Source organism: Hyunsoonleella ulvae, from assembly GCF_016827605.1.
GTDB classification, from domain to species: domain Bacteria; phylum Bacteroidota; class Bacteroidia; order Flavobacteriales; family Flavobacteriaceae; genus Jejuia; species Jejuia ulvae.
In genome coordinates this window covers 113,589-140,070 of the sequence record NZ_JAEPJQ010000004.1, presented here as the reverse complement: position 1 = coordinate 140,070, position 26,482 = coordinate 113,589, and the positions used below count along the sequence as shown (strand labels likewise).

General features: G+C 32.5%; 27 protein-coding genes. 21 read left to right on the top strand and 6 right to left on the bottom strand.

Going from position 1 to position 26,482, the window contains the following annotated elements; genetic code table 11:
- Positions 1-27: 27 nt before the first annotated feature.
- Complete coding sequence (gene clpB, locus JS605_RS11855; RefSeq protein ID WP_203257943.1) at positions 28-2,631, bottom strand: ATP-dependent chaperone ClpB; 2,604 nt, start codon at positions 2,629-2,631, stop codon at positions 28-30.
- 218 nt (positions 2,632-2,849) lie between these two features.
- On the opposite strand from clpB, the gene ytxJ reads away from it, so the two are divergent.
- The 17 genes from ytxJ to JS605_RS11770 all read left to right on the top strand — a co-directional run bounded on the left by ytxJ (position 2,850) and on the right by JS605_RS11770 (position 18,545).
- The gene (ytxJ, locus tag JS605_RS11850; RefSeq protein WP_203257942.1) at positions 2,850-3,239 is read left to right on the top strand and encodes a bacillithiol system redox-active protein YtxJ; all 390 of its coding nucleotides are present in this window, start codon (positions 2,850-2,852) and stop codon (positions 3,237-3,239) included.
- A gap of 9 nt (positions 3,240-3,248) precedes the next feature.
- A complete protein-coding gene (locus JS605_RS11845) occupies positions 3,249-3,647 on the top strand; it encodes a gamma-glutamylcyclotransferase family protein (RefSeq protein WP_203257941.1) in 399 nt (132 codons plus the stop codon).
- A 103-nt stretch (positions 3,648-3,750) separates the two neighbouring features.
- Positions 3,751-5,529, top strand: coding sequence for a DUF885 domain-containing protein (locus JS605_RS11840; protein ID WP_203257940.1), 1,779 nt, complete (start codon positions 3,751-3,753; stop codon positions 5,527-5,529).
- A 220-nt stretch (positions 5,530-5,749) separates the two neighbouring features.
- Positions 5,750-7,429 (top strand): RluA family pseudouridine synthase, encoded by a 1,680-nt coding sequence (locus tag JS605_RS11835; RefSeq protein ID WP_203257939.1) that lies wholly within the window; start codon positions 5,750-5,752, stop codon positions 7,427-7,429.
- Between the two features lie 213 nt (positions 7,430-7,642).
- Positions 7,643-8,530 carry a linear amide C-N hydrolase gene (locus tag JS605_RS11830; protein WP_203257938.1) on the top strand — a complete coding sequence of 296 codons (888 nt, stop codon included), beginning with the start codon at positions 7,643-7,645 and terminating at the stop codon, positions 8,528-8,530.
- A gap of 80 nt (positions 8,531-8,610) precedes the next feature.
- Positions 8,611-9,432, top strand: a complete 822-nt coding sequence (locus JS605_RS11825; RefSeq protein ID WP_203257937.1) for a hypothetical protein — start codon at positions 8,611-8,613, stop codon at positions 9,430-9,432.
- 132 nt (positions 9,433-9,564) lie between these two features.
- Positions 9,565-9,849: a putative quinol monooxygenase gene (locus JS605_RS11820; protein WP_203257936.1), complete on the top strand. Its 285-nt coding sequence runs from the start codon at positions 9,565-9,567 to the stop codon at positions 9,847-9,849.
- A 565-nt stretch (positions 9,850-10,414) separates the two neighbouring features.
- Complete coding sequence (locus JS605_RS11815; RefSeq protein WP_203257935.1) at positions 10,415-11,458, top strand: hypothetical protein; 1,044 nt, start codon at positions 10,415-10,417, stop codon at positions 11,456-11,458.
- 246 nt (positions 11,459-11,704) lie between these two features.
- Positions 11,705-12,796 carry a Fic family protein gene (locus JS605_RS11810; protein ID WP_203257934.1) on the top strand — a complete coding sequence of 364 codons (1,092 nt, stop codon included), beginning with the start codon at positions 11,705-11,707 and terminating at the stop codon, positions 12,794-12,796.
- A gap of 91 nt (positions 12,797-12,887) precedes the next feature.
- On the top strand, positions 12,888-13,469 hold the full coding sequence (locus JS605_RS11805; protein WP_203257933.1) for a Crp/Fnr family transcriptional regulator: 582 nt from the start codon (positions 12,888-12,890) through the stop codon (positions 13,467-13,469).
- Between the two features lie 52 nt (positions 13,470-13,521).
- Complete coding sequence (locus tag JS605_RS11800) at positions 13,522-14,175, top strand: hypothetical protein (RefSeq protein ID WP_203257932.1); 654 nt, start codon at positions 13,522-13,524, stop codon at positions 14,173-14,175.
- Positions 14,176-14,183: 8 nt separating this feature from the next.
- Positions 14,184-14,639: a DoxX family protein gene (locus JS605_RS11795; RefSeq protein WP_203257931.1), complete on the top strand. Its 456-nt coding sequence runs from the start codon at positions 14,184-14,186 to the stop codon at positions 14,637-14,639.
- 1 nt (position 14,640) lies between these two features.
- Entirely contained in the window at positions 14,641-15,180 is a 540-nt protein-coding gene (locus JS605_RS11790; protein WP_203257930.1) for an NADPH-dependent FMN reductase, read from the top strand.
- A 27-nt stretch (positions 15,181-15,207) separates the two neighbouring features.
- Positions 15,208-15,591, top strand: coding sequence for a DUF1330 domain-containing protein (locus JS605_RS11785; protein WP_203257929.1), 384 nt, complete (start codon positions 15,208-15,210; stop codon positions 15,589-15,591).
- Between the two features lie 133 nt (positions 15,592-15,724).
- Positions 15,725-16,144 carry a DUF1330 domain-containing protein gene (locus JS605_RS11780; RefSeq protein WP_203257928.1) on the top strand — a complete coding sequence of 140 codons (420 nt, stop codon included), beginning with the start codon at positions 15,725-15,727 and terminating at the stop codon, positions 16,142-16,144.
- On the top strand, positions 16,131-16,982 hold the full coding sequence (locus JS605_RS11775) for an alpha/beta hydrolase family protein (RefSeq protein ID WP_203257927.1): 852 nt from the start codon (positions 16,131-16,133) through the stop codon (positions 16,980-16,982). Before JS605_RS11780 ends, JS605_RS11775 begins: the two co-directional genes overlap by 14 nt.
- Positions 16,983-17,189: 207 nt before the next feature.
- Complete coding sequence (locus JS605_RS11770) at positions 17,190-18,545, top strand: alpha/beta hydrolase (RefSeq protein ID WP_203257926.1); 1,356 nt, start codon at positions 17,190-17,192, stop codon at positions 18,543-18,545.
- Between the two features lie 38 nt (positions 18,546-18,583).
- Here JS605_RS11770 and JS605_RS11765 read toward each other — a convergent pair whose 3' ends face one another.
- The gene (locus tag JS605_RS11765; protein ID WP_203257925.1) at positions 18,584-19,771 is read right to left on the bottom strand and encodes a hypothetical protein; all 1,188 of its coding nucleotides are present in this window, start codon (positions 19,769-19,771) and stop codon (positions 18,584-18,586) included.
- A gap of 412 nt (positions 19,772-20,183) precedes the next feature.
- Between JS605_RS11765 and JS605_RS11760 the strand changes: the two genes are divergently transcribed.
- From JS605_RS11760 to JS605_RS11745, 4 genes are read left to right on the top strand one after another with little or no spacing between them, the layout of a single operon-like run.
- Positions 20,184-20,735, top strand: coding sequence for an RNA polymerase sigma factor (locus JS605_RS11760; protein ID WP_203257924.1), 552 nt, complete (start codon positions 20,184-20,186; stop codon positions 20,733-20,735).
- Positions 20,719-21,297 (top strand): hypothetical protein, encoded by a 579-nt coding sequence (locus JS605_RS11755; RefSeq protein WP_203257923.1) that lies wholly within the window; start codon positions 20,719-20,721, stop codon positions 21,295-21,297. Before JS605_RS11760 ends, JS605_RS11755 begins: the two co-directional genes overlap by 17 nt.
- An 11-nt stretch (positions 21,298-21,308) precedes the next feature.
- The gene (locus JS605_RS11750; RefSeq protein ID WP_203257922.1) at positions 21,309-22,823 is read left to right on the top strand and encodes a YggN family protein; all 1,515 of its coding nucleotides are present in this window, start codon (positions 21,309-21,311) and stop codon (positions 22,821-22,823) included.
- Between the two features lie 31 nt (positions 22,824-22,854).
- A complete protein-coding gene (locus tag JS605_RS11745) occupies positions 22,855-23,538 on the top strand; it encodes a peptidoglycan DD-metalloendopeptidase family protein (protein WP_203257921.1) in 684 nt (227 codons plus the stop codon).
- Positions 23,539-23,543: 5 nt separating this feature from the next.
- On the opposite strand, the gene JS605_RS11740 is transcribed toward JS605_RS11745, so the two are convergent.
- The 4 genes from JS605_RS11740 to JS605_RS11725 all read right to left on the bottom strand — a co-directional run bounded on the left by JS605_RS11740 (position 23,544) and on the right by JS605_RS11725 (position 26,463).
- Positions 23,544-24,050, bottom strand: coding sequence for a cupin domain-containing protein (locus JS605_RS11740; RefSeq protein ID WP_203257920.1), 507 nt, complete (start codon positions 24,048-24,050; stop codon positions 23,544-23,546).
- A 10-nt stretch (positions 24,051-24,060) separates the two neighbouring features.
- On the bottom strand, positions 24,061-24,987 hold the full coding sequence (locus JS605_RS11735; protein ID WP_203257919.1) for a sterol desaturase family protein: 927 nt from the start codon (positions 24,985-24,987) through the stop codon (positions 24,061-24,063).
- A 336-nt stretch (positions 24,988-25,323) separates the two neighbouring features.
- A complete protein-coding gene (locus tag JS605_RS11730) occupies positions 25,324-26,019 on the bottom strand; it encodes a helix-turn-helix transcriptional regulator (protein ID WP_203257918.1) in 696 nt (231 codons plus the stop codon).
- Positions 26,020-26,085: 66 nt separating this feature from the next.
- The gene (locus tag JS605_RS11725) at positions 26,086-26,463 is read right to left on the bottom strand and encodes a VOC family protein (protein ID WP_203257917.1); all 378 of its coding nucleotides are present in this window, start codon (positions 26,461-26,463) and stop codon (positions 26,086-26,088) included.
- Positions 26,464-26,482 lie beyond the last annotated feature (19 nt).

Below are 26,482 nucleotides of genomic sequence, written 5' to 3'. Positions count from 1 at the left end.
TTTCAAACTAACCAACCAAACTAAACTTTAAATTTCCTCTACTAAGTCGCTTTGATTTCTAAAAACTAACATATTATCAAAGGCATCTAGCAAAATGATACTGTCTGTAGTCACTTTACCAGCAAGGATTTCTTTACTTAAGGCATTAAGTACCTCTTTTTGTATAACTCGCTTTACAGGACGAGCACCATATTCTGGATTATACCCTTTTTCTGCTAAATAACTTACTGCTTCTTTAGTAGCATCGAATGTAATATTTTGTTGCCCTAACATTTTAGTGACGCTTTTAAGTTGTAACCCTACAATGTCTACTATATTTTCTTTTGTTAATGGCGTAAACATTACAGTGTCATCAATTCTGTTTAAAAACTCTGGGCGTACACTTTGTTTTAATAATCCTAAAACATCTACTTTTGCTGCTTCTATTGCAGATTCAATGTCTTTTGTTGCCTCAAAACGTTCTTGTATAATTTGACTTCCCATGTTTGATGTCATAATTATTATGGTGTTTTTAAAGTCGGCAACACGCCCTTTGTTATCCGTTAAATGCCCTTCGTCTAAAACTTGTAATAGAATATTGAAGGTATCTGGGTGTGCTTTTTCAATTTCATCCAAAAGCACTACAGAGTAAGGTTTTCTTCTTACGGCTTCAGTTAATTGACCGCCTTCATCATAACCCACATAGCCTGGAGGTGCACCTACTAGTCTGCTTACGGCATGGCGTTCTTGGTATTCGCTCATGTCAATTCTAGTCATGGCATTTTCATCATCAAATAAATACTCAGCCAAAGCTTTAGCTAACTCAGTTTTGCCAACTCCTGTTGTTCCCAGAAATAAGAATGTTCCAATAGGTTTTTGCGGGTTTTGTAAGCCAGCCCTGCTACGTCTAACAGCGTCACTCACAGCTTCTATGGCTTCCTCTTGCCCAATCACACGTTTATGTAATTCGTCTTCTAACTTTAAAAGCTTTTCACGTTCGCTTTGTAGCATTTTAGTTACTGGAATACCAGTCCATTTTGCCACAACTTCGGCAATATCATCATGTGTAACTTCTTCCTTAATTAAGGAGTTTTCAGATTGTTCTTGCAGTTGCTTTTGGAAAACTTCTAATTGCTCTTGTGCTTCTTTAATTTTTCCATAACGCAATTCAGCTACTTTTCCATAATCCCCTTCACGCTCTGCTTTTTCGGCATCTAGTTTGTAGTTTTCAATATCTTGTTTTATGCTTTGTATATTGTCTACAACTTCTTTTTCACTCTTCCATTTGGCATTGATAGCATTGCGCTGTTCTTTTAAATTTGCTAAGTCAGAACGTAAAGATTTTAATTTAGTTTCATCCTTTTCGCGTTTAATGGCTTCAATTTCAATTTCCAATTGCATGATTTTTCTATCCAAAACATCCAATTCTTCAGGTTTTGAATTGATTTCCATGCGTAGTTTAGAAGCTGCCTCATCCATAAGATCTATAGCCTTATCTGGTAGAAACCTATTGGTAATGTAGCGTTGGGATAATTCTACCGCTCCAATAATAGCTTCATCTTTAATCCTTACTTTATGATGTGTTTCGTATTTTTCTTTAATACCTCTTAATATAGAAATTGCACTTTCAGTATCAGGTTCATCCACTATTACTTTTTGGAATCTACGCTCTAGCGCTTTATCCTTTTCAAAGTATTTTTGGTATTCATCTAGGGTTGTTGCACCAATGGCCCTTAGCTCGCCTCGGGCCAGGGCAGGTTTTAAAATATTTGCTGCATCCATAGCGCCTTGTCCGCCTCCTGCGCCAACAAGTGTGTGTATTTCGTCAATAAAGAGTACAATATCGCCATCGCTTGTGGTTACCTCTTTAACTACAGCTTTTAAGCGCTCTTCAAACTCACCCTTGTATTTAGCCCCAGCGATAAGTGCACCCATATCTAAAGCAAAAATTTGCTTGTCTTTTAGGTTTTCTGGGATATCTCCGTCTATAATTCTATGTGCCAAGCCTTCTGCGATGGCCGTTTTACCTGTACCGGGCTCTCCTACTAAAATAGGGTTGTTTTTTGTACGACGTGATAATATTTGAAGAATTCTGCGTATTTCCTCATCTCTACCAATCACAGGGTCTAGTTTTCCATCTTTAGCTAACTGGTTTAGGTTTTTAGCATATTTAGCTAGAGCATTGTATGTTTCTTCTTGACTTTGAGAGGTTACATTTTCGCCTTTGCGTAATTCATCAATTGCTGCTTTTAAGTTTTTTTCAGTTACGCCTTGGTCCTTTAACATCTGGGCAATTTTACTATTGGATTTAAATACTGCCAAAAGTAAATGCTCAACAGAAACAAATTCGTCTTTCATTTTTTTAGCAATGATAGAGGCCTCGTTTAAGCTTTTTCCAGCTTCACGAGATAGCATTATATCTGTTCCAGAAACTTTAGCAAAACTCTCTAATTGTTTGTCTAAAGCTTGTTTTAATATATCAATATTTACATTTAGTTTCTTTAAGATAAATGGTATGACGTTTTTATCAACCTCGAAAACACCTTTTATAATGTGTTCGTTTTCTATTTGTTGATGCCCATAGCCTTGCGCAATTTGTTGCGCCTGCTGTATGGCTTCTTGTGATTTTATGGTATAATTGTTAAAATTCATAGTTGTATTGTGTTGTTTTCTTTTTCTTTAACTTTACGCTTTCAATAGGTCAATTATCTTACCATTCTAAAAAGCTTTAAGTTTTAAGACAAAATGTCTTGAATCCCCCTAAAATAGCTGACTTTTAGTCAGATGTAAGATGTCTGATATAACATCGACCTATACAACAATGAAAACCAAAAAAATGCGTTTCATTACAAAAGAATTAATAGCAAAATATGGGATTATTAAAAAAAATATTTGGAGGAGATAGGGTAGAACGTGAGGAAAAAGTGTTACCATGGATTCCTTTAAATGATATACAACAATTAGATTACATTAAGCAAAAATCTAGTATAAAACCTCAGGTTATCTTTAAACACTCTACACGTTGTGGTATTAGTAGCATGGTACAGCGCCAGTTTATTAAAGACTATAATTTTAGTGAAAAAGATTTGGATTTGTATTATCTGGATATTTTGAGCTACAGACAGATTTCTGATGAAACTGGTTATAAATTCCAGTTAATACATGAATCTCCACAACTTCTTGTTATTAAAAATGGAACCTTAGTAGCTCATGCCTCTCATGGGCAGATCAACCAGGTGGACTTATCTAGATTCGTTTAGTATTACATCTTGAAGTCTGATTACTTATTTGTTTATGGTACATTACAAGCAAAAGCAGATAATGAAATGTCTCGTTTTTTGCTAGATAATTCTGTTCAATTAGGTAAGGGCTTTTTTTGTGGAAAATTATATCAGATTTCTTGGTTTCCTGGAGCAGTTTTGAGTGTAACGAATACAGATAAAGTTCATGGTACTATTTTTAAAATGAAAAACGTCGATTCCGTTTTTAAAGTACTAGATGAGTATGAAGGTTATAATGCTAATGCTGTAAAAACAAGTTTATTTAAAAGAGTTTGTATTACAGCTTACTTAAAATGCACTACTAAAATTGAAGCCTGGGTATATTTATATAACGGAGATATTTCTAACTACACGCAAATCACTTCAGGGGATTTTCTGAAAAAATAAAGTAAACACAAACTTTCATTATAAATAGAGCTTTTTATTACACAGTTATTTATAATTTGTGTTATATTGATTAGCACAAAAAAAATTAAAGTATTTATCTGTCATGAAACATCTGTTAAAATACGTATTAGTTATTACCATAGTACTTAATTCTTGTAAAAAATCTCCCGATAAACCAGTAACTACAGTTAGTGAAGACTTTAACAGTTTGCTAGAAAACTACAATGAAGAGCAGTATAAACTTAACCCTGTTTCTGCGACAAATGCTGGCGATTATCGTTTTAATGCGGAGTATCCAGATGTTTTGTCTAAGGCATATAAAGCAAAAGCAAAAGCGTTTTATGAGAAATATCTAAAAGCCTTAAATAGTATGGATACATCAAAACTCAGCGATAGCGAAAACATGAGTAAAGATGTACTAAAGTGGGATTGCGAAATAAATTTAGAAGCCTTAAAGTTTAAAAAAGATTTAATGCCCATAGATCAAATGTGGTCTGAAAATATAGATTTTAATCAATTGGCCAGTGGTACTAATTCTCAACCATTTAAAACAGTAAAAGACTACCAAGATTGGATAAAGCGTGTAGACGGATATTTAGTATGGCTTAAATCGGCAAAAAAGAATATGATTGAGGGCATGTCTTCAGGTTATGTGTTGCCTAAACCTTTAATTAAAAAAGTTATACCGCAATTTGAAAGCCTGTCTAAAGGAACAGTAGAAGACCATCTTTTTTATTCTCCAGTGCATCTTTTTCCAGAATCCTTTTCTCAAAAAGAAAGAGATACTTTAACTGAGGCTTACGCTGCAATGGTAAAAAATAAAATTATACCTGCTTATGCGGATATGACACAATTTCTTAAAACTGAATATTTAGCAGCAGGAAGAAGTACACACGGTATCAATGCAACACCATTAGGTAATGCCTATTACAATCATCAAATAAAGAAATATACCACCACGTCTATGACGGCAGATGAAATTCATCAATTAGGCTTAAACGAAGTAGCAAGAATTAGGCAAGAAATGGATGCAGTTAAAAAGGAAGTAGGTTTTAAAGGAGATTTAAAGTCGTTTTTTGATCATGTTAGAAATAATAAAGCTTTAATGCCTTTTACCAAACGTTCGCAAGTCATAGCTTTTTACGATAGCATTCATAATGTAATGAAACCTCAAATTAATAAGTTGTTTGATAAACAACCAAAAACAGCATTCGAAGTAAGGAGAACCGAACCTTTTAGAGAAAAATCAGCAGCTGCAAACTACAGTGCTGGATCATTAGATGGCACAAGGCCAGGTATATTTTATACACCCATTCCAGATTTAGCGCGTTATAATATTTTTGATAAAGAAGATTTATTTCTTCATGAAGCTATACCAGGACATCATTTTCAAATTTCCTTAGCTCAAGAAAACGAAGAATTACCAATGTTCAGAAAAACAATTTGGTATAGTGCTTATGGTGAAGGTTGGGCACTTTATACAGAATCTATGGGTAAAGAACTTGGGCTTTATAAAGACCCATACCAATATTTTGGAATGCTAAGTTCAGAAATTCATCGTGCCATTCGTTTGGTTGTAGATACAGGTATACATGCAAAAGGTTGGACACGAGAACAAGCCATTAAGTATTCTTTAGAAAACGAAGCAGAATCAGAAGCCGATATTATTAGTGAGATAGAGCGTTATATGGCAAATCCAGGTCAGGCATTGTCCTATAAAATTGGACAGTTAAAACTTATTGAATTAAGAGCAAGAGCGAAAGAAAAATTAGGAAAAGCCTTCGACATTAAGGAGTTTCACAACCAAGTATTAGAAACTGGATGTATACCATTGCAATTGCTCGAGCAAAAAATAGATGCTTGGATAGAAAGTAGTAAGTAAAATAATACTATGTTTATAAATAAGGGCGTTACCCCGCTTTATGCGGGAGTCGGGCCTGCCTGCCGACAGGTAGGCTTTCCTCTGCAATCCCTAACGCATTTACCTGCCAACAAATGTATAGCACAAACATTATTTCTTATCTGTTAAAGCTTAGTTAGCACAATATTGTGATGTAAACTAAATAGATTTTGTTTCTTTGTATCCCTTTTTTCTTGCATTCATGGCACAATTTACAGCAACGAATTTTCATAAATTAAAGGCATCCGCTTTAGAGATGCCCAAACAATTTACATTTCCCTTTTATTACGAGCCTCATCAACTAAGTGTTTTAGCGGCCAAAGATTTACAGGAGTACTTAGAAAAACAGAAAGATTTTAAGCACAATTTTGGTTTAGATCCTGCAATTAAAGGTTTACAGATAGGAAAGATGTTTGGCGTAATGGTAGTGCAAAATCAAAAAGAAGAACTAGGTTATTTAGCAGCATTTTCAGGAAAACTAGCCGAAAGTAATTACCATAAAGGTTTTGTGCCGACTGTTTTTGATACTTTGGATGAAAATGGCTTTTACAAGCAAGGCGAGGCAAAATTAAACCGATTAAATGCCGAAATTGAAACCTTGGAAACATCTGAAGTTTTAAGCGGGACAAAACAAAATTTAGAAGCAGAAATGCTAAATTTTAAAACCAAGTTAAAAGCACTAAAGTTAGAAAATAAGCATAAAAAAAACGAGCGAAAACAGCAGAGGGAAACCGCAAAACATGAATTATCAGAAACCGATTACCAAATCTTAGATAATGAATTAAGGAAGCAAAGTATTTTTTATCATTTTCGTTTAAAGGATTTAAAAACCGAAGGCGAACGTAACATAGAAATGCTAAAGACTAAATTGTATCAACTACAACAACCAATTACAACCTTAAAAGAAAAGCGTTCCGCATTATCTGCTAGTTTACAAAGGCAGCTACACCAAAATTATCGATTTTTAAATGCTGAAGGTAATATCAAGGATTTACTGGATATTTTTGATGACGCGCAAGTACCACCACCAGCGGGGTCTGGTGAGTGTGCCGCTCCCAAACTATTTCAATATGCTTATGAAAACAAGCTAAAACCTATAGCTATGGCTGAGTTTTGGTGGGGTGCATCGCCAAAATCTTTGGTACGAAAACATAAGCAATTTTATCCATCATGTCGTAGTAAATGCGAACCTATTTTAGGGCATATGATGCAAGGTTTAACAGTTGAAGACAACCCTATTGAAACGGTTAAAGAATATAAAGCACCCTTAGACATTGTGTTCGAAGATGATTATTTGCTACTGGTAAACAAGCCCCATGAGTTTTTATCCGTGCCAGGAAAACATATTAAGGAGTCTGTACTCACTAGGATGAAACGTTATTTACCAAAAGCAAAAGGGCCTTTATTGGTACATCGGCTAGATATGTCTACTTCAGGGCTTATTTTAGTAGCTAAGAATGAAAAGACGCATAAAAATCTTCAAAAACAATTTATAGAGCGTACCATTAAAAAGCGTTATGTAGCAGTTCTAGATGGAGAGATCAGCACTAAATCTGGTATTGTAGATTTACCATTGCGTGTAGATTTAGATAACCGTCCTCAACAATTGGTGTGTTATGAGCACGGCAAACCTGCAAGAACTAAATATGAAGTTGTAGGTGTGAAAAATGGAAAAACGCGTATACATTTTTATCCTATTTCTGGACGTACCCATCAACTACGTGTACATGCAGCACACACAGATGGTTTAAATACACCCATAGTTGGCGATGATTTATATGGCACAAAGGAAAAGCGTTTGCATTTACATGCCGAATCACTTACGTTTACACATCCCGTGACACAAGAAGTTCTAAAAATGGTAAGTGAGGTGCCATTTTAAGGTGTTTCTCTAATAATAGGTTTTCTGAGCCTAACTTATTTTCTTGTAAAATAGCCATATTTCTTTTTTTAATACATAAAATTACGTACAACTGCGTATTTATTTTATTACAAAAAAATAGTAACTTAGCTTATTGATTGATATAATCCATTCATTATGGAATGTATATCTAAACATTTGTGATAAAAATTTCAATAACTTAAATAGCAAACCATGTGTACCTCATTTTTAGCATTCAAAAGCAATGTATTTGCAATTACGGGAAGATCTCTTGATTACGATCATGATAATAGTTATAAAACTGTAAAAAGCCCAAAAGGAACTGTCTTCAATTCAGTTCTTAATAATGGAGTTTCTTGGACTTCGGCTTATGATATGGTAACTGTTGATTCTGTTGTAAGCGATTCATCATATCCAATACCCTTTGAGGGTATGAACTCAGAAGGGATTTCTATAAGTGGTAACTTGGCAAATGCGCAATATCCTAGCGGTAAAAGTGGTTCAACAATATCATCAGACGATTTTGTTAATTATATGTTGGCTCAAGTGTCTGATCTGCAGCAAGTATCGTCGTTACTTCAGAATTTGAATATACAAAGCAATTGGCAATATCATTATATTTTATTTGATAAAAATGGTAATAGTTTGGTTGTAGAATTTGTAAACGGACAAGCTGTTTGTACTACAAACAAAACTTTTGTTTTAACCAATAATCCTGATTTAAACTTTCAATTAGAAAACCAGAATAATTATGCTAATTGTAAAAATTGGTTTCCGGGTGCCACACTCCCTGATACAGGAGATCAATTTCATGGGCAGGGGATGTTTGGCATACCAGGAGATTGGATGTCTACATCTAGATTTACAAGAGTAACTACTATGTTAAGGTATTCCACTAACCTTGCAAGTACAGTTTCTGAAGCCCTTTATTTAAGTAAACGAATAATAGACTCTGCGAGCTTAATAAAAGGTATCGATTGTGGTTCTAGTGCCACAGGTAATCCTATATATACCCAAATACAAATAGTTAAGGATTTAATTAATAGTGTGGTTTATACAAGAGTGTATGGAGTAGATACTTGGACGGCGACTCAACTATAAGGATTACTGTTGTTGATAGTATTGCGACGGTAAAACTAACACTTGCAGAAAAATAGTTGTAAAAATAAATAAAGCATCAATTGAAGAATATATTCCATATTTTCCAGAAACAGTTGATAATTGAAATTATTGACAAAACGAATAGAGGGTTTGAACATAAAATAGAACCACTAATAAATGAGATGATTTCTAGAAATTTCAAAAAAGTATTGGTTGGTAAAACCATTGAAATAGTTATTCCCAATGATTATAAAAAAACAGTATATCTCTATGCTACTGCTGAAAAAAAAGAACATTATAACCAATATGGAATAGAAGAAAGAAAGGCATTTTTAGTTTTACCTGAAAACAGAAAGACTTCTTATTTTACCATTATTTTAAACCAAAATATTTTTGAAGATTATCAATATTACAGTACTATTTATCAAGAATTGACTCATGTATTAGATTACACGTATTATTTTAAGAAATACGGAAACATGCATGTAGAGTCTGAAGAGGTTAAAAAAATAAATTATTATTTTGAGTATTATTTATGGTCGGAATTTAATTCAAAAAGAAAAGGATTAGAGAGATTGCAAAAAGAAAAGCATGTAAATAATTGGGATGTCGAATTACAAACGTCATTAGACCAATTAAAACAAGATGTGCATGGAGAGCAGTCTCATTTAAGTAAGCTTTATTATTTAATGCACTTTTTTGCAAGAATATCAGTTTATGATGATGGGTTTTTAACACCTGAAAGTACTTTATTTTCAAATGAATTTTTAAATTGTAACTATGGAGCGTATACCAATGTGATATATACAACAGTTAGTGAGATTAAAAGTTTTACCGAGTTTGAAAAAGAAAAGGACTTTTTAAAATTTTTAATGTTCAACTTAAAACCCACCGTTGTATAAAGAACATAAAAAGCCCTTCAATGCCTTTGTCGAGTATGAGGTGGAAAATAGTTTGCTAACTTATCAATGTCGTTTTTTTACAATACAAGAATATACTTCTTTTTCATATTTGTTTAGATAAAATACATAAATATGGAAAAGGTTATTATAGCTCAGGTAAGCGTGAAAGGAAACAAAGTAAAAAAATTTTTAAAGTTAGCTAGAAACATAGTTAACGAAAGTCTTACTGAAAGTGGTTGTTTAATATACAGGCTGTCAAGAGATTTAAACGAGAAAAATGAGTTTGTTTTCTATGAAAAATATGTAAACAAAAAAGCTGTAGAACATCACTATTTATCCGATCATTTTAAATGCTTCTTAAATTCAGTAATGCCATTATTGATTAAAGAACCATACATAGAAAATTTTGATGTGTAAGGACAAACATTTAACCGATTAATATTATTTAACTAGAAACTCCCAAATAACATTGGGGGTTTTTTATTCTAGATTTTGATAGTAATTGCAGTGAAGCAATAATAATTATTATTTGAGATAAAACTTAGGATTATGAGTTTTGAATAACAAACTTTTTATACACTCCATTTTAATTTGTCTTGTATACACAAACCTGCAGAACTTCAAATTAAAGATAAAACTTATCACATTTACTTTTTAATCATCAATGTATTGATGCTTACTTGATGTTTTTTGGTGTTAACGATTTATCAAGAAATCGAAATTTTATCTTTTCTGGTTTAAGGCTGCTCTGGCCTTATTTTATTCTGCAATACTATTTAAATAAATTACGTACAAACACGTATTGATTTTTAGACAACAAAACTCGAACTTAGCTTATTAAAAGTTGTGGTTTATTTAAATACAATTAAATGCCTAACGTTTAAGCGCAATTGTTAAGAGTTGGTGTCATAGAGGTGCTCCTGTAAAAAAGAATTTCGCAGAAGTGATTAATGCTGAATATTGTGATAAAATACTTTGAAATATGTCAAAAGACAGAAAATCCATCCTAAGTTCGGTTAATAATTGGATACGCCTATTAGCATTAATCGTGTTAGTAGCAGAAGTAATAATATTGGTTGCAATGAAGCTTACGCCGCCTACATCTCCATTATATAATTGGTATCCAGTTTTTATGTTGTTGTTTTTACTGGTAATAGTTATAGCTGTAATTGTAGATCGATTTGGACAACGGAATTCATTGGTTTTGGAGATTGACGAACAGAAGCTTAAAGTGAACCCTAAAAAGAATAAAATAGATAGTATGGATAACCTAGAATCAAATACTAACAGTTTTATTGATTCACATTTAAAATTTTCTTTCCACAAACCTATATTAAAATCAAATGTTAAATTAAATCGTGTTTCTTATGGTGAGTTGTTGATTAAAATAGGGGTTGCTGCACCAGATAATGAAGATGAGATTATCCGAGCGGTTCAGATGGTTAATCCATTTGGAAAAATGATCACTAATTCAAATAATATCGATATTCAAATAGGTGATAAATATGAAATCCAGTTTAATAATGAGTCCTCCTTAAGCCGGATTGAACGGTATATTAACAACGTTGTTCAAATTGCGAAAGATAATAATGAAGAACTGCCAACAGATGAAGAAATATCTAATCTAAGAGCCAATTTAATGTATGGAGATTTAGATATATATGCCTTAAATTATTTTAATGGTTGCATTATACAGGTTTTCAATAAGGAAGATGCTAAAGAAACTATGATTCCACCCACGCTCCCTAATATATTTTCATCATTACAATCTACAATTAAAGAGCCATTGGAATCTCTTGTTTCTAACGAAGATTCAATTTTATGGGGAACCACTAACCACTATTTAAAAGTTCTAATTAATGGAGTTAAAAAAGACTTTTCCATCTATAGAATGTATCAACTTATTGAAAATAAAGATTTCGTGTATTTAATTCAGCTGCAATGGTCTCCTCAAACTAATGAGGCAATTAATACCTGGGAAGAGCTAAAGAAACTTCTTGAAAACTTTAAAGTAACTACAAATTAATGTACTAAGAATATATTAAATAAGCGCAAAAAACTCCCAATGTTATTTGGGAGTTTTTATATTTTTCCTAAACTTGAATTTGTAAAAATTTTCATCTACCTTCATTTATGAACTGAACCATATCTAACCGTTAGTAAACATTTCCCATATTCCAGTCAAATAGAACAATTGTTTTGTTATTCCATTTTTTTAAGTTTAAATGGAATAACCTATCTTTGAATTCCAATAGACTGGAATAAGAAAAAAATGGCAGAAAATCATAAACTCAAATTATTACCACCAAAAATTGATTACACTATTCTTATCAAAGAAATTAGTGAAGCAAATAGAATTTTAGGTAGCTTAAACGGATTATTAGCAAATATACCTAATCAAAGCTTATTAATATCACCTCTTCTTACTAAAGAAGCAGTTGCGAGTTCTAAAATAGAAGGAACCCAAGCTACGATTGAAGAAGTATTTAAATACGAGGCAGAAGGTAAAAGTTCAGAAAAGGATTCGAAAGAACAAGATATTAGAGAAATAATTAATTATAGAACAGCAATCCATATTGCAATTGAGTTATTGAAAGAAAAACCTATTGGAGAAAACTTTATAAAAAAACTACACTCAATTCTTTTAGATTCAGTAAGAGGAACTAACAAAGACAAAGGAAATTTTAGAAAAACCCCAGTCTTTATTGGAAAACCGGGAGCTACTATTGAAAATGCAATTTTTATTCCACCTTCAGCATCTGAATTAAATAACTTAATTTCTAATTGGGGAAAATTTGTTAATTCAATAGACGAACCAGATGTATTAGTACAAACGGCAATTTCGCATTATCAGTTTGAAGCTATACACCCATTTTTGGATGGTAATGGCAGAATAGGTAGATTACTTATACCAATAATGTTATATGAAAAAGGAATTCTTTCTTATCCTCTACTATATGTAAGTGAATATTTTGAAAGAAACAGAGACAATTATTATGCATATTTAAGAATGGTAGACAAAGATGATGATTGGGAATCTTGGATAAAATATTTTTTAGAATCGATTAAAGACCAAGCATTAGACACTCAAAATAAAGTTTTGAATATGCTTGAACTATATAAATCTGTTAAAGAAAAATTATCGGATTTCAATTCGCAATACGCAATTCATCTTCTTGACATAATTTTTGAAAATCCCGTGACTTCATTTAAAAATATTAAAACTAAAATTAATACTAATAGTTATCAGACTATTTACAATCTTTTAGATAAGTTCCAAGAAGAAAAAATTTTAGTAGAGATAACAGGAGGAAAACGAAACAAGATTTTTGTATTTGATGAATTAATGAAAATTATAAGATAAAAAAATTAACCATATTTGACATTAGAGATCTCTTATCAAGGAAGAGCAATATTAGAACACAGGAAAGTTCAAATCGACCATAAAATCAGTAATGAACTACGAATTAATATTAAAAAACATTAGTCGGTTTATAGATTTAAATCAAGAGGAAGAGGAATTATATGTTTCTCTATTAACAGAAAGAAAGCTTAAAAAAAAGGAATTTTTACTTAGACAAGGAGAAATTGCACGGTACGATTATTTTACCACCAAAGGCTGTTTAAAAATCTATAAAATAGACGATAGTGGCTCAGAACATATTTCTATGTTTGCCATTAAGGACTGGTGGTCTGGAGATATGGCAAGTTTCTTAACTCAAAAACCAGGGAATTATTTCATACAGGCACTTGAAGATTCTGAAGTGCTATTAATGTCAAAAGAAAATTTTGATTTACTATTTGAAAAAATACCAAAATTTGAGCGTTTTTATAGAATCTTATACCAAAGGTCATTGGTGTCGTACATCCAACAATCTGATCAGAATATTTCATTAAACGCAGAAGAACGTTATCGCAATTTCATCAAAAAATATCCCACATTAATTCATCGAATTTCTCAAAAAAACATTGCTGCATACTTAGGGGTTACTCCAGAATTTTTGAGTGTATTGCGAAAAAAAATGGCCTCAATGTAATTTCTTAATGTACATTATTTTTCTCTACTACAAGTAGCATGTTCTTTGTAGTATGAAAAAAACAAATGCTATTTTAATGCTCTTTCTTTTGGTTTTTGGTCAAAAGATATGCGCTCAAATCACACAATTAGAATTTGCTTCTGGAATTGCGAAAACCGATTTTACTTCTTTTTCAATTCGATCAATAGACGATAAGAAAACGTTTTCTATAGCAACTTTGGCTTTTTTTCAAAAATATCATGAAAAAGAAAATGAAGTTTTTGATGAGCTGGGTGTGCAAACAACTGCACTATGGAATTTTAGTAAATCTATACTAATAGGCCCTTCTCTATATTATAATAGTGTTGCAGGTTTTTCTGAAAGAATCTCTGTATTCTTTTCTATAAAAACAAAACGATTTTCCATGGCTGCTATTCCTTCTATTGCTCATATGGAGTTAACTAATTTTATTAACGGAGAGTTATTTCTCCAAATGCAATTTCTTCAACCTTTAAAAAACGATTGGAACGCATTATTGAGTGCTCTAATGCTTACTCACTGGGATAAATTTTTGACTCACTCTAGAAGTTTTCAGCAAGTAAGAACTGGACTTTCCTATAAGTCAACACAATTCGGTTTAGCTGTTGATTTTGACCAATACGGCAAAACACCAATTACAAAAACCTCGATAGGGCTTTTTGTTAGAAAAATATTTATTAACAAATAAACATAAAAATGATACGTAAAATTTTAAAAACAAATGAAAATTGGGGGCAATTAATTGCTCGTTTAACACTAGGTTTAGTCTTATTTCCTCATGGTGCACAAAAAATGTTGGGGCTATTTGGCGGGTATGGATATACCGCAACTATGGATGCTTTAACCAATCAAATGCAACTTCCATCAATCATAGCCTTTTTGGTTATTGTAATAGAGTTTTTTGGAGCAATTTTCTTAATCCTAGGTTGTGCTACCAGAGTTTGGTCACTTGCCATCGTATTTCTGTTTACAGGCATCATTTTTACAGCACAATTTGAGCATGGTTTTTTTATGAATTGGTTTGGAGTCCAAAAAGGAGAAGGTTATGAATACTCGCTACTAATTATTGGATTAGCAATTACTGCGGTAATAAATGGTGCAGGTAAACTTTCAGTAGATAATCAAATTTTAAAATACTTAAACAATAAATAGGATGAAAAAAATAATAGCCTTAGGAGGAAGTAATAGTAAAAACTCTATAAATAAGACATTGGCCATTTATGCGGCTAACAAAATTGAAAATGCTGAGGTAAGCATTATAGATTTAAATGATTTCGAATTACCTCTTTATGGAATTGATTATGAAACAGAATATGGAATTCCTGAGAATGCAGTAAAACTAAGTAAACAAATAGAAAGTGTAGATGGGTTAGTTATAGCATTAGCAGAGCATAATGGTTCTTATACGGTTGCTTTTAAAAACACCCTAGACTGGATGTCCAGAATTGATATTAAAGTATGGAAAGATAAACCCATATTACTTTTAGCAACTTCTCCAGGTGCTAGAGGTGGAACCATTGTTTTAGAATCTGCCAAAACCTATTTTCCTTTTTTAGGGGGGAATGTAGTTGCGGGTTTTTCTTTGCCCAACTTTTATGAGAACTTTTTAGAAAATCAAATTACGAATATCGAATTAAAACAAGAATTGATTGATAAAGTCCATCAATTTGAACAAGTTTTGAATGATAAATAGGGTAGGGGTAATCAAAAACTATATTTTATGAAAATTAGAACTTTTTTTCATTTCCTATTCGTGATATTAGTTACAAGTACTATTATGATGTCAGCTTCATGCACCTCAAATACATCAAAACCTGTGTATTGTTTATTCGAAAATGTAAAAATTACAGATTCTGTAAAATTTAATACGTATAAGAAAAGTGTGTCCACTATTGTAGAGAAATTTGGTGGAAAATACATTGTTGCAGGAAAGCCAAAAACTCTAGAAGGCCAATGGGAGCCTCAATCTTTGGTAATAATTAAATTCCCTAGTTTAGAACAGGCAAATAAATGGTACGATTGTGAAGATTATAAAAAATTGAAAGCATTGAGGCATACATCAGGAGAGTTTAATGCCGTTATAATGGAAGGTTTGGGGAAATAATTGATATCGATATTTGAAAACAGGAATACAGAACGCAACAATTAGTATCTTGCGTAGTACTCTTTTCGGGATTCTAGCTAACCATAGAAGAACTCGTTAAATGTAATTTAAAAAAACTTAAAATAGGAGAAGAATGACTAAACATATCGATGCAACTCTTGAAGCAGGAAAAGAATTTTATCAAAAGTTCAACGACAAAGGAAAGATTGTGATGTTGAACTTATTGAAATTTAAAGCAACCGCTGACTATACAAATTTGGAAGAAATAAAACCTTCTAACGAAATCAGTGGAGAAAAAGCTTATCAATTGTATATGGACAGTACATTACCTGAATTAGAGAAAGCAGGGTCTAGGATTATCTATTTTGGAATGAGCCAAAATTTTCTAATTGGACCTGACAATGAAAAATGGGATGCTGTTGTATTGGTTGAACACGAATCAGTTTTGAAATTTATAGAATTTGCACAAAACCCAGATTATCTAAAAAATGCAGGACACCGAACTGCTGCATTAGAAGATTCCAGACTACTACCGTCAAATGAAAAAAATTGAAATAAAATCTAATTCTGAAATTTTATCAGCAACTTTTTTTGAAGGTGTTCGCAATGATACAATCCTGATTATTGCCTCGGCTACAGGTGTTAAGCAAGAATATTATCAAAAGTTTGCTCAATTTATAGCTAACAACGGGATTTCGGTTCTCACATTTGATTATACTGGGATTGGGAGATCCTTAAAAAAACCAATAAAAAAATACATTAATAATGCAGCAGATTGGGGTATATGTGATTTGGAAAGTATCATACAATATACAATTACGAAATACCCAAAATCAAAGAAAATAGTTCTAGGGCACAGCATAGGTGGTCAACTTATTGGGCTTTCTAAGGCCTCAATGCAGCTTGATAAAATAGTATTAGTCGCAGCACAATCTGGCTATTGGAAATATTGGAGTGGCATTGGGAGAATAAAAATGTGGTGTAGTTGGCACCTGCTTTTTCCTATTTTTCTAAACACATTTGGATATTTAAAGTCCAAAAAAATTAGTGGGATGGAAAACCTTCCAAAACATGTAGCCAAACAATGGAGTACTTGGGGTAAAAATAAAGATTATATTTTAAGTGACACGTCAATACATCAAAAGTACTACGATAGCATAAGTGCAGAAGTAACAGCATTTAGTATTGAAGATGATAAGTTTGCCCCGTTAAGTGCGGTTAAGTGGATGACAAGTCAATATAAAAATGCAAAAAAGAAATCAATACACCTAAAACCAATAGATTTTAAAGTTAATACAATTGGTCACTTTGGCATTTTTAAAGAAAAATTTAAAGACACTATATGGGTTAAAATATTGGATGAGATAAAACCATCAATTAGTAACCCCTAATCTTCTTTCTCAAAAGCTTCATCTAGAAAGTAAACTCGGATACCTGTAATTTTATGTGTAAAAGTATCTTATAACTACTTGTAAGTATATGTAGTTTTTATAATAGGAAAATACGAACTTCGTTTATCAAACGTATAGTTCATTAAAACGCTACCATATCTAACCGTTGGCAGTAATTAAAAACAACATATTAACATAAGTTTATAAATGAGATTATTTGAAATATTACTAGCAGTAATTTCCTTTATCCTAGTACTACAATCGTTTTCAATTATAAAAATCAAACTATTAAAGTACATACTACCAAGTATCACTGGTATATTTTTTTTAATTCACTTTTTCTATGAAGGTATGAGATGGCAAATGAGCTTAATTTATCTTATACTTTTTTGCACAATATTGGCATTACTCTTTAAACTTAAAGTTAAAAATAAAATTGTAAAATGGATAGTATTTTTCTTTTGCGTTTTAGGTATAGTAGTATCACATACACTTTCTTACTTAATTCCAATATTTTCATTACCTAAAACAAATGGAATATTTACTATTGTTACACTAAATCAAACAACCCAGAGTGGTTTGGAGTATAAAATTTGGTTGCCCACTAAACAAGATTTAAATTCTTTAAAAAGCAATTACCATCAAAGTCCATCAAACGATTTAGATGGACTAATGGGAATGCCTGGATTTATTTTTAGCCACTTAAAACTTGTTAAAACAAATGCATTTCCTGATAACAAAACAATTAAAACTGAAAATAAAAAGCCATTAATATTGTACTCTCACGGTGCAAGCAGCACAGAAGTAGACAACACGGCACTAATAGAAGAATTGGTAAGTCAAGGATATGTCGTTGCAGCAGTTAATCACAAATTTAGTTTTAAACAATACGGACTTGATATAAATGAAGCTAAAAAAGTAGAAATAGAAGCACAAAAGACACTAATTAACCAACTAATAAAAAAAGCAGTCCCTAATCAAGTTTCACATTATAAGGATATTATTCATGAATTAAAATTAGCTTACCCCAACCAAATTGATTTTGATAATATTGTGTTAATTGGACATTCATTAGGTGGTGCTACTGCTTGTTCTGGTGCTTTAGAAATTAAAAATGTCAAAGCAGTTATAAACATGGATGGACCAATTGACTTAAAGATAACTTCTAATTTTTCACTGCCCCTTTTATATTTTAGCTCTTTTTCACCGGATTTATCGGAGGAAGAATTAAAAAAATTACAAGTATCACCTAGTTTTTACAAAGGTGTTAAAAAGTATGAATTAAAAGCTGTTCAGAAATTGTTTAATAATAATCGTGATGAAAAATATTGGGCAAGGTTTAAAAATGCGAATCATCTGGATTTTACAGATATTCCCTATATGATTCCAATGATGAGTGCTCCCAATTATGATAAAGTCAAAGGACACGAGCTTAAAACAAAAATAATTCTTTCTTTTATAGCTAAACAATTAAATGGTAGCAATAAAAATATAATCATAATGGATGAATCGCTTGAATGGATAAAACCAACTACTGCCAATAAACCTATCCCCAAAAAATAAAAAAACTCCCAAATATTATTTGGGAGTTTTTTGCTTTTCTAAATACCTGCAATATCAGAGGAATAAGAATTAATAATCTGTTTCAATTGCATTTTTAAATCCTCGCCTGTATCAAAAATCATTTGTTCTTCAGTAGGGAAGGGTACTGCGCGTAGCTCTAAAAATGGAATTAGGTTCGTATCTAAAGCTCTTCTATCGCCTCTGGAAGTAGCGTAAATATGTTCGAAAATAAATTCACTGCTTATGGGGAAAGCATCTACCAATTGGTTGTTGCTTAAATTATAATACTCTACATTTCCTGTAATTTGTGAAGCTTTAAACTGTGTGAATTCGTAATATTCGCAACGTACAGTTTTCAAACGGTCTACTTTAATGGCATTACCTAAACTATCTTTTACCACTTTTCCGTTTTCAATTAAATCTTCTTTGCCATCAGCAATTTGTTTTTCCTTGATGATTTGGCGTTCTCTAATTTGCTCTGGGGAAATGTTAATGTCTCTTAGGTTAACTTTCATGTTAAAATCATAATTAACCTTTTCCTCTGGCGTGCTATGAAATTGTAACCAGAAATTGTTTAAACCATAACTGCTAAAGTTTAATAAATCGTTTTCTAAACGAGCAGGAATAATTTTTCCAGAATCGTTAATCATATCCACAAGTACAAAATCGGTACCTCTTTGGTGTGCTATGTTCATCAACTCACGCGTGTCTTTGTAATTTGGGTTAATGTCTTCTATTTCCCTAAGTTGATTGTAAGCAGCTCTAATATCAAACTTATTCTTAGAATTTAATAACCCTTGTGCGTTATTGTATAATTGTAACGATGCACTGTTCCTGTAGGTAATAATCTCATTACTGTAATCGTTAAAATCAAATCGTACTTCGTTACCTTTAATGTATAAAGGCAATAAAGGTTTTATGGCCTCTTGTCTGTTATCTAAACTTGTATAAGCATCAAAAATACGCAGGTAGCTTTCTGGATTGTTATCTTTCTTTAAAAAACTAATGTTTTCTAAATCTCTAGCTGTAGCCTTAACATAAGCTTCCTCTAAAAGCATAATGATATCGGCTTTTCCTCTTCGGTCTTTGTTTATTTTTAGTTTTCCTATGGCATCGTTTATAGCACGGTCGTAGTTCCCATAACTTATAGTTTTTTCCATTTGTCTGCGTGTACTGCAAGACAATAGAAAAGCAAATACCAATACTGTAAGTAATATTTTTTTCATAGGGCTTAAGTTTTAAGGTTTTGGTTACCTATTCAATTGTGGTGCCAAAATAGCAAACTAATCCATGAAATACCAATAAATAAGGTTTAAATGCATAAATATACCTAAAAAAGAAAGTTTATTCTTTCTTTTTAAGTTGTATTGAAATGTTATTCTGTACATTTTTTTATTAAAAGCAACATTTTTTGCAACACTCATTTTTTTCAATCGTCTTTATAAATGAACTAACTAGGATGCCAGATGAACTTTAAAATAATGGATTAAATTTGTTTCAGTTCACTTTATGCTTTAAGACAAAATGTAACCATAGTTAAATCTATGTTGAAATGCTCCTTTAAGCTTGAAGATAAAATAATTCAAATTTAGTATCAATCATTTTAAGATCCATTTGGTAGAAACCAAAATTACAAGCATGTTTCAAGTTGACATTATTGAAAAATGTAAACAAAACGATCGCAAGGCACAAATGCAGTTGTACAACCAATACTGCAATGGTATGTATATTGTGGCGAAGCGATTCTTGAAAGATGCACATGATGCTGAAGATGTAGTGCAAGAGGCGTTTATTAAAGCGTTTACCAAACTACATCAATATAAGGCTGAAGTAACTTTTGGGGCTTGGTTAAAACGCATTGTTGTGAACAAGAGTATTGACTTTCTAAAATCAAAAAAACAACAGTTAGTGGAACTAGAAGAGGTGCACCTTAAAGTTGTTGATACAAATGCGAACGACAAATGGTTGGTAGACGATACTGTTACAGTAAACGATGTTAAAAAGGCAATTCATCAACTGCCTGAAAAATATCAATATGTAGTAATGCTGTATTTAATTGAAGGGTACGACCATCAAGAAATATCAGAAATTTTAAAAATTTCAGAAGTGGCATCACGTACCCAATTATCGAGAGGTAAAGTGAAATTACAAGAACTATTAAAAACGGAAGAAAATGGCACAGGATATTAGGGATTTATTTAAAAAAGAACAGTTGCAGCATGAAGAAATGCCAAAAAATCATGAAGCACGTTTTTTAGATAAACTAGAAATAGCTTTTCCAGAAGTAGCACAAAAACCATCAAAATTTAGTTGGTTTGGTATAGCTGCTAGTGTGGTATTACTACTTGGGTTAAGTTTTGGTGCTTTTAAGTTTATAAATACTCAACAAGGTGGGGAACAAGTACAACCAGTAGAAGTTGCTAAAACTGAAACTTTAGGTTTAGGTGCTGTATCTCCTGAGTTGAAAAAGGTAGAGGACTATTATTTGGCGAGTATTAACTTAGAATTGTCTAAAATAAAGCCAACTCCCGAAACCAAAGCTGTTTTTGATGGTTACTTGGAGCAATTAGAAGCTTTAAATAAAGAATATAAAATGCTCTCTTTAGAGTTGAATGAAAACACTTCAGAGTTAACCATAAATGCATTAATAGATAACTTAAGGTTTCGTTTAGATTTATTGTATCGTTTAAAGGAACAAATACAAACTATAAATGCTTCGGATACATCAGCCGAGGTAAAACAATCTACGTAAAACATCAAAAAATGAACAGAACAATTATAAAATTAAAATTACTAGTGTTGAGTTGTTTAACAATAGCAACACTTGGAGCACAAGAAAAAGTAACCAAAGTATCGCAAAGTATAAAAGCTGATAAAAATGTTACCATAGATTTAAATACAAGCCATTGTAATATTGTGTTTGATACTTGGAATAAAAACGAAGTAAGCATAGAAGCTTTTGTTGAAAGTGATGAACTCTCTAAAACAGAATTAGAGCAAGTAGCAAAAGGCTGGGGTATTGAAGTTAAAGGAAGTACTGATTTAGTGACAATTAACACTAAAGGCTCTCAATTAAAAAGTGCTTACAGTTATAAGGTAAAAGGAGATTATTCTGATGAGGTAAAACGCGCACTAGCTAGTTTAAAGTTTGAGCTGGCCGATATACCAGAAATGGATTTTGACTTTAATTTTGAAGACATGCATGTTATTGCGCTTCCAGAGATACCTGAGTTACCTGAAATGCCAGAATTACCAGAGTTGCCAGAAGGTGTTGGGGCAGTAGCTTTTGATTATGAAGCTTATAAAAAAGATGGTGATAAGTATTTAGAGAAGTGGTCTAAAAAATTTGAATCCAAGTATGGCGATGACTATGCTAAGAAGATGGAAGCCTGGGGCGAAAAGTTTGGAGAAGCATGGAGTGAGAAGTATGGTAAGGAAATGGAAGCCTGGGGAGAACAATTTGGTGAAGAATGGGGAGAAAAGTTTGCTGAAAAAATGGAAGCTTGGGGAGAGCGTTTTGCAGCTCAAATGGAGCGACAAGCTGAACAGATAGAAAAACAAGCTGAGCGTATGGCGGAACAACAGGAACGACAAGCAGAGTCAAGACAAAGGGTCGCAGAAAGACGTGAAGAGCAAGCTAGAGAAAGAGCTGTAATAGTAGAGAGGTTAAGAAGTAAAAGTAGGCATTCGCATATTAAAAAGACCATTATCATTAAAATGCCAAAAAAGGCAAAGCTCAAAGTGAATGTGAGACATGGAGAATTGGAATTTGCTTCGGTTTTAGACGATGTACAAGCAGATTTATCGCATACTATATTTAAAGCAGAAGGCATTAATGGAAGTAACACTTCCATTAATGCTGCTTATGCACCGGTATATGTTAGTAATTGGAATTTAGGAGAACTAAATTTAAACCACGTAAAAGAGGCGCAACTAAAGACGGTAAAGCATTTAGTGTTAAACTGTAACTCATCTAATATTAAGATAAATAATGTGGTAAGCAGTGCCATTATTGATAGTAATATAGGAGACGTGAAAATCCTTAGTGTGGCAGATACCTTTACCAATTTAAACTTCATTTTACAGAACAATAAGGCTTACATCGTGATGCCAGACGTAAATTATAATATGCATTATAAAGGAACACATTCTTATTTAGCGCATCCCAATAGTACTACTGATAATAAAAATGGAATGAGTTCTTTTTCAATGAGTAAGCCAGATAGTAATAAAACGGTTACAGTAAATGCAAAATACAGTAAGGTAATTATGGAGTAGATGCCTTAACTTTGAGGAAATTTTGAATAAAATGACCTCGAGTGAATTTAATGATTTCCTTAAAAGCATCTCCTCTCAACCACTTCACGTATTAGATGCTTCCATACCTAAAGAACAATATACTGCTATAGATTTATCAGAAGGTAATGCTGAGTTAAAAGCTATAGATACATCATCATCATTAATATTTTCAAAATACATCAATGTTTATTTAAAAAAGCATAATGCTACAGTAGCTTATGGTGGGTATACTGAAGTTCGTAGCATTTATGGCAGAAGTCGTCATTTTGGTACTGATGCAGAAAAACGAAATATTCATTTAGGTATAGATGTATGGTGCGATGCAGAAACCCCAATTTTTACACCTTTAGACGGCATTGTACATAGTTTTAAAAACAACAAAGGTCTAGGTGATTATGGGCCAGCATTAATCTTAGAGCATCACATTAACGGTGTGGGTTTTTATACGCTGTATGGACATTTAAGTTTAAAATCTATAGTATCTCTAAAAGTTGGACAATCCTTTTTACAAGGTGCACAAATCGGCACTTTGGGTAATGCCTACATAAATGGGAACTATCCGCCGCATTTACATTTTCAAATTATTAGGGATATGCAAGGCAATTTTGGGGATTATCCGGGAGTTTGTGCAAAACAAGACGTAGATTTTTATATGGAAAATTGTCCTGATCCGCAGTTGCTACTTAAAATATAGCGGTTTTATGTTAAGCGTGTAAGTTGTGTAATGATTTTTGAATGTTGTGGAAACAGGGATAATAATAGGTCTCTTTTAGGCATTTCAAAATCCTGAAAATCAAAACCAGGAGCAACGGTACAGCCAACGAGTGAAAAGCTATTGCTATGTGTAACTTCTGCGGCAAACCAATGCGCTGCAGGAACTGTAAATTGAGGGACTTCGTTTTGCTCTAAATTGTTTCCGATTGTTACTTTTGAGTAGGTGCCTTCAGGCGAAATTATATGTAAGGTTAGAGATTGTCCTTTGTAAAAATGCCACATTTCATCTTGATTGATTTTATGGAATGCAGAGAAGGAGTCTGATGTCAATAAAAAATAGATGCCCGTGCAATAATTTCTATCTCCCTTAAATTTAGAACTCAAATGTTCCTGTTTTATAATACCAGCGCTCCTGTAGGTTTCCTTGAAATAACCGCCTTCGGGATGTGGTTGAAGTTTTAATTGATTAATAATTTTTTGAACTGTACTCATATAAAATACATTAGTCGGATTTTTGTTTAGCAGCTGCCGCTCTCATTTGTTTTATAGTTAAAGTGCTCCCGTCGTGGCTCCAACCTGGAGGGCCAAAGGCATACATGAATTTATGATAAGGATTAGAACTTTTTTTCATATCGTTCCAAATATCTTTGTACTCATGTGTTAAAATTACCAATGGGTTATAAGAGTTTGGCGGTTTAGTAACACCGTAAGAAATCTCTATATCATCATCCAATGCTTTCCAGGTGCCAAATAGTTTATCAAAAATATTTAAAAACCCGCCATGGTTTTTATCCATATATTCTATGTTTTTAGCGTGATGCACTTGATGCATGGTATGCGTATTGAATATTTTTTCAACTATCCCCATTTTAGGAATATAAGCTGTGTGTAGCTGAAATTGCCAAAGAGCTTCAATACCTAAACACACAATTACCATTTCTGGAGGAAAACCAATAGCTGGTAACCACATATAAAACAAGGGTTTATATAAAATAGTAAACCAACCGTTTCTAACTGCGGTGCCAAGATTATAATTTTCTGAAGAATGGTGTACAATATGTGCAGCCCATAAAAAACGAATCATATGGTTTTGACGATGAAACCAATAATACGTGAAGTCATCTAAAAATTGGCATGCTAACCAAACGGGCCATGTATAGCCGAAAGACTTCCATCCCATGATGTTGGTTCTAACACCATCAACCATAGGATTAAACAACTCATACAAATAATTAAAAATAATAATTGCTGAGATGGTCTTGATTAAAGGCGCTAAGACTACAGAACCAATGCCCATGGTAAGACTAGATGCTAGATCCTTCCAGTTGTAAAGATTTTTATGGTCGTGAGTTTTGCTATATGTGAGTTCAACTAATATTAATCCCAGAAAACAAGGAATCCCATAGACTAATGGGTTTGTAAAATTCATATACTATATATTATGTATGAAAAAGAATGTCTCGATTTTTGCTAATATATGTATTCTACAACGGAATTCTTGTTATTTAAAGTATTTATAATGCCAAAAGGAATATGTTCAACTCTCCAAAGACTACCGTTATTTTTTCTATGACATTATCTTAGCTGATAAAAATACGTTCAATCTTTGATAAAATAGATTTTGGAAAGTAATTGAAACAAGTTGTTCTCACTATCAATACCTATATATCCTGGATTGATACTTTAAGGCTTACCAACTGTATAGGTTGTTGCATTAGATAAGCTAAGAGATTTTCTTTTTAATCATAACGCCCAGCGTTAAATACTATTTGTCCTCATACGGGCAAGATCGAAAATAAGTCAATAAATCAAACTTTCTATCTTCAAAAGTATCATTTAGAATTTTAAAATTTTGAATTCTGTCTATTCTAAAAGCACGATAGTCATTTCTCAAGTAGCACCATGCTATCAGTATCCATTTATGGTTTGTAGCGTATAGGGCATAAGGTTCAATCTTTCTAAATGATACTTCAGTAGCCTCTGCTTTTTTGTAATTTATTTCTACATAGTTAAAGTTTGTGATTGCTAACTGAATTTCAGATAAAGCATTACTCGAAATATCCTCATAATTACTAGAATTAAAAACATAGATATTTCGCTCTAGAAGTTCACTTTTTTGTTGAACGGAAGTGCGGAATACTGATTTTATTTTGGTAAGGGCTTCATCAAAGTCTTTAACAAATGATGCATCCTGGGTTTGCTTAATCAGGTGCTGAGCAGTAATTAAAGCATTGGCTTGTTGCTCAGTAAATTGTACAGGCGCGACAGCATAGCCTTCCATTAGGGAATAACCACGTCCTTCAATGGTAGTAATTGGGATTCCTGCGTCTTCTAACTTTCTTATATCCCTGTAAATGGTTCTTACGCTAACCTCATATTTTTTTGCAAGCTCACTAGCAGTTAGTAAGCGTTTAGATCTTAAAAGTGTGAGTATTGATATAAGGCGGGATAGCTGTGACATAAGAAACAAAGATAGTGAACTGACTAGCAATTCACTATCTGCTCGTTTTTTGATAATCTATACGTTTTACATCCAAGAATGCAAGGCAATGCGGTTGCCTTCTGTATCTATAAATTGTGCCATAAAGCCATTTTCGCCAATATCGGTTTTTGGCATTATTATTTTACCACCAGCTGTTTCTACTTTGTTCAAGGAAACACTCAGGTCATCTCCTCCGTTTAGGTATATTGTTGGCCCATCTGTAGTTGGGGTCTGTCCTTCGCCTTCCACAAGACCTCCACCAACACCATTATTGTCATTATCATAAGCAAACATGCCATATTTCATGTTCTGTTCTGGCATGTGATGATCTGTGATTTCAGAATCCATTACAGTGGTGTAAAATTGTTTAGCTCTTTCGTAGTTTTTTACTGGAATTTCAAACCAGTTAATTGCATGTTTCATTTTTTTATTGATTTGTTTA

Bases quoted from the DNA above. Each gene is read 5' to 3' on its own strand.
- clpB (WP_203257943.1), bottom strand. From the start codon at position 2,631: ATGAATTTTAACAATTATACCATAAAATCACAAGAAGCCATACAGCAG.
- ytxJ (WP_203257942.1), top strand. From the start codon at position 2,850: ATGGGATTATTAAAAAAAATATTTGGAGGAGATAGGGTAGAACGTGAG.
- JS605_RS11840 (WP_203257940.1), top strand. From the start codon at position 3,751: ATGAAACATCTGTTAAAATACGTATTAGTTATTACCATAGTACTTAAT.
- JS605_RS11835 (WP_203257939.1), top strand. From the start codon at position 5,750: ATGGCACAATTTACAGCAACGAATTTTCATAAATTAAAGGCATCCGCT.
- JS605_RS11830 (WP_203257938.1), top strand. From the start codon at position 7,643: ATGTGTACCTCATTTTTAGCATTCAAAAGCAATGTATTTGCAATTACG.
- JS605_RS11820 (WP_203257936.1), top strand. From the start codon at position 9,565: ATGGAAAAGGTTATTATAGCTCAGGTAAGCGTGAAAGGAAACAAAGTA.
- JS605_RS11815 (WP_203257935.1), top strand. From the start codon at position 10,415: ATGTCAAAAGACAGAAAATCCATCCTAAGTTCGGTTAATAATTGGATA.
- JS605_RS11810 (WP_203257934.1), top strand. From the start codon at position 11,705: ATGGCAGAAAATCATAAACTCAAATTATTACCACCAAAAATTGATTAC.
- JS605_RS11805 (WP_203257933.1), top strand. From the start codon at position 12,888: ATGAACTACGAATTAATATTAAAAAACATTAGTCGGTTTATAGATTTA.
- JS605_RS11800 (WP_203257932.1), top strand. From the start codon at position 13,522: ATGAAAAAAACAAATGCTATTTTAATGCTCTTTCTTTTGGTTTTTGGT.
- JS605_RS11795 (WP_203257931.1), top strand. From the start codon at position 14,184: ATGATACGTAAAATTTTAAAAACAAATGAAAATTGGGGGCAATTAATT.
- JS605_RS11790 (WP_203257930.1), top strand. From the start codon at position 14,641: ATGAAAAAAATAATAGCCTTAGGAGGAAGTAATAGTAAAAACTCTATA.
- JS605_RS11785 (WP_203257929.1), top strand. From the start codon at position 15,208: ATGAAAATTAGAACTTTTTTTCATTTCCTATTCGTGATATTAGTTACA.
- JS605_RS11780 (WP_203257928.1), top strand. From the start codon at position 15,725: ATGACTAAACATATCGATGCAACTCTTGAAGCAGGAAAAGAATTTTAT.
- JS605_RS11775 (WP_203257927.1), top strand. From the start codon at position 16,131: ATGAAAAAAATTGAAATAAAATCTAATTCTGAAATTTTATCAGCAACT.
- JS605_RS11770 (WP_203257926.1), top strand. From the start codon at position 17,190: ATGAGATTATTTGAAATATTACTAGCAGTAATTTCCTTTATCCTAGTA.
- JS605_RS11765 (WP_203257925.1), bottom strand. From the start codon at position 19,771: ATGAAAAAAATATTACTTACAGTATTGGTATTTGCTTTTCTATTGTCT.
- JS605_RS11760 (WP_203257924.1), top strand. From the start codon at position 20,184: ATGTTTCAAGTTGACATTATTGAAAAATGTAAACAAAACGATCGCAAG.
- JS605_RS11755 (WP_203257923.1), top strand. From the start codon at position 20,719: ATGGCACAGGATATTAGGGATTTATTTAAAAAAGAACAGTTGCAGCAT.
- JS605_RS11750 (WP_203257922.1), top strand. From the start codon at position 21,309: ATGAACAGAACAATTATAAAATTAAAATTACTAGTGTTGAGTTGTTTA.
- JS605_RS11745 (WP_203257921.1), top strand. From the start codon at position 22,855: ATGACCTCGAGTGAATTTAATGATTTCCTTAAAAGCATCTCCTCTCAA.
- JS605_RS11740 (WP_203257920.1), bottom strand. From the start codon at position 24,050: ATGAGTACAGTTCAAAAAATTATTAATCAATTAAAACTTCAACCACAT.
- JS605_RS11735 (WP_203257919.1), bottom strand. From the start codon at position 24,987: ATGAATTTTACAAACCCATTAGTCTATGGGATTCCTTGTTTTCTGGGA.
- JS605_RS11730 (WP_203257918.1), bottom strand. From the start codon at position 26,019: ATGTCACAGCTATCCCGCCTTATATCAATACTCACACTTTTAAGATCT.
- JS605_RS11725 (WP_203257917.1), bottom strand. From the start codon at position 26,463: ATGAAACATGCAATTAACTGGTTTGAAATTCCAGTAAAAAACTACGAA.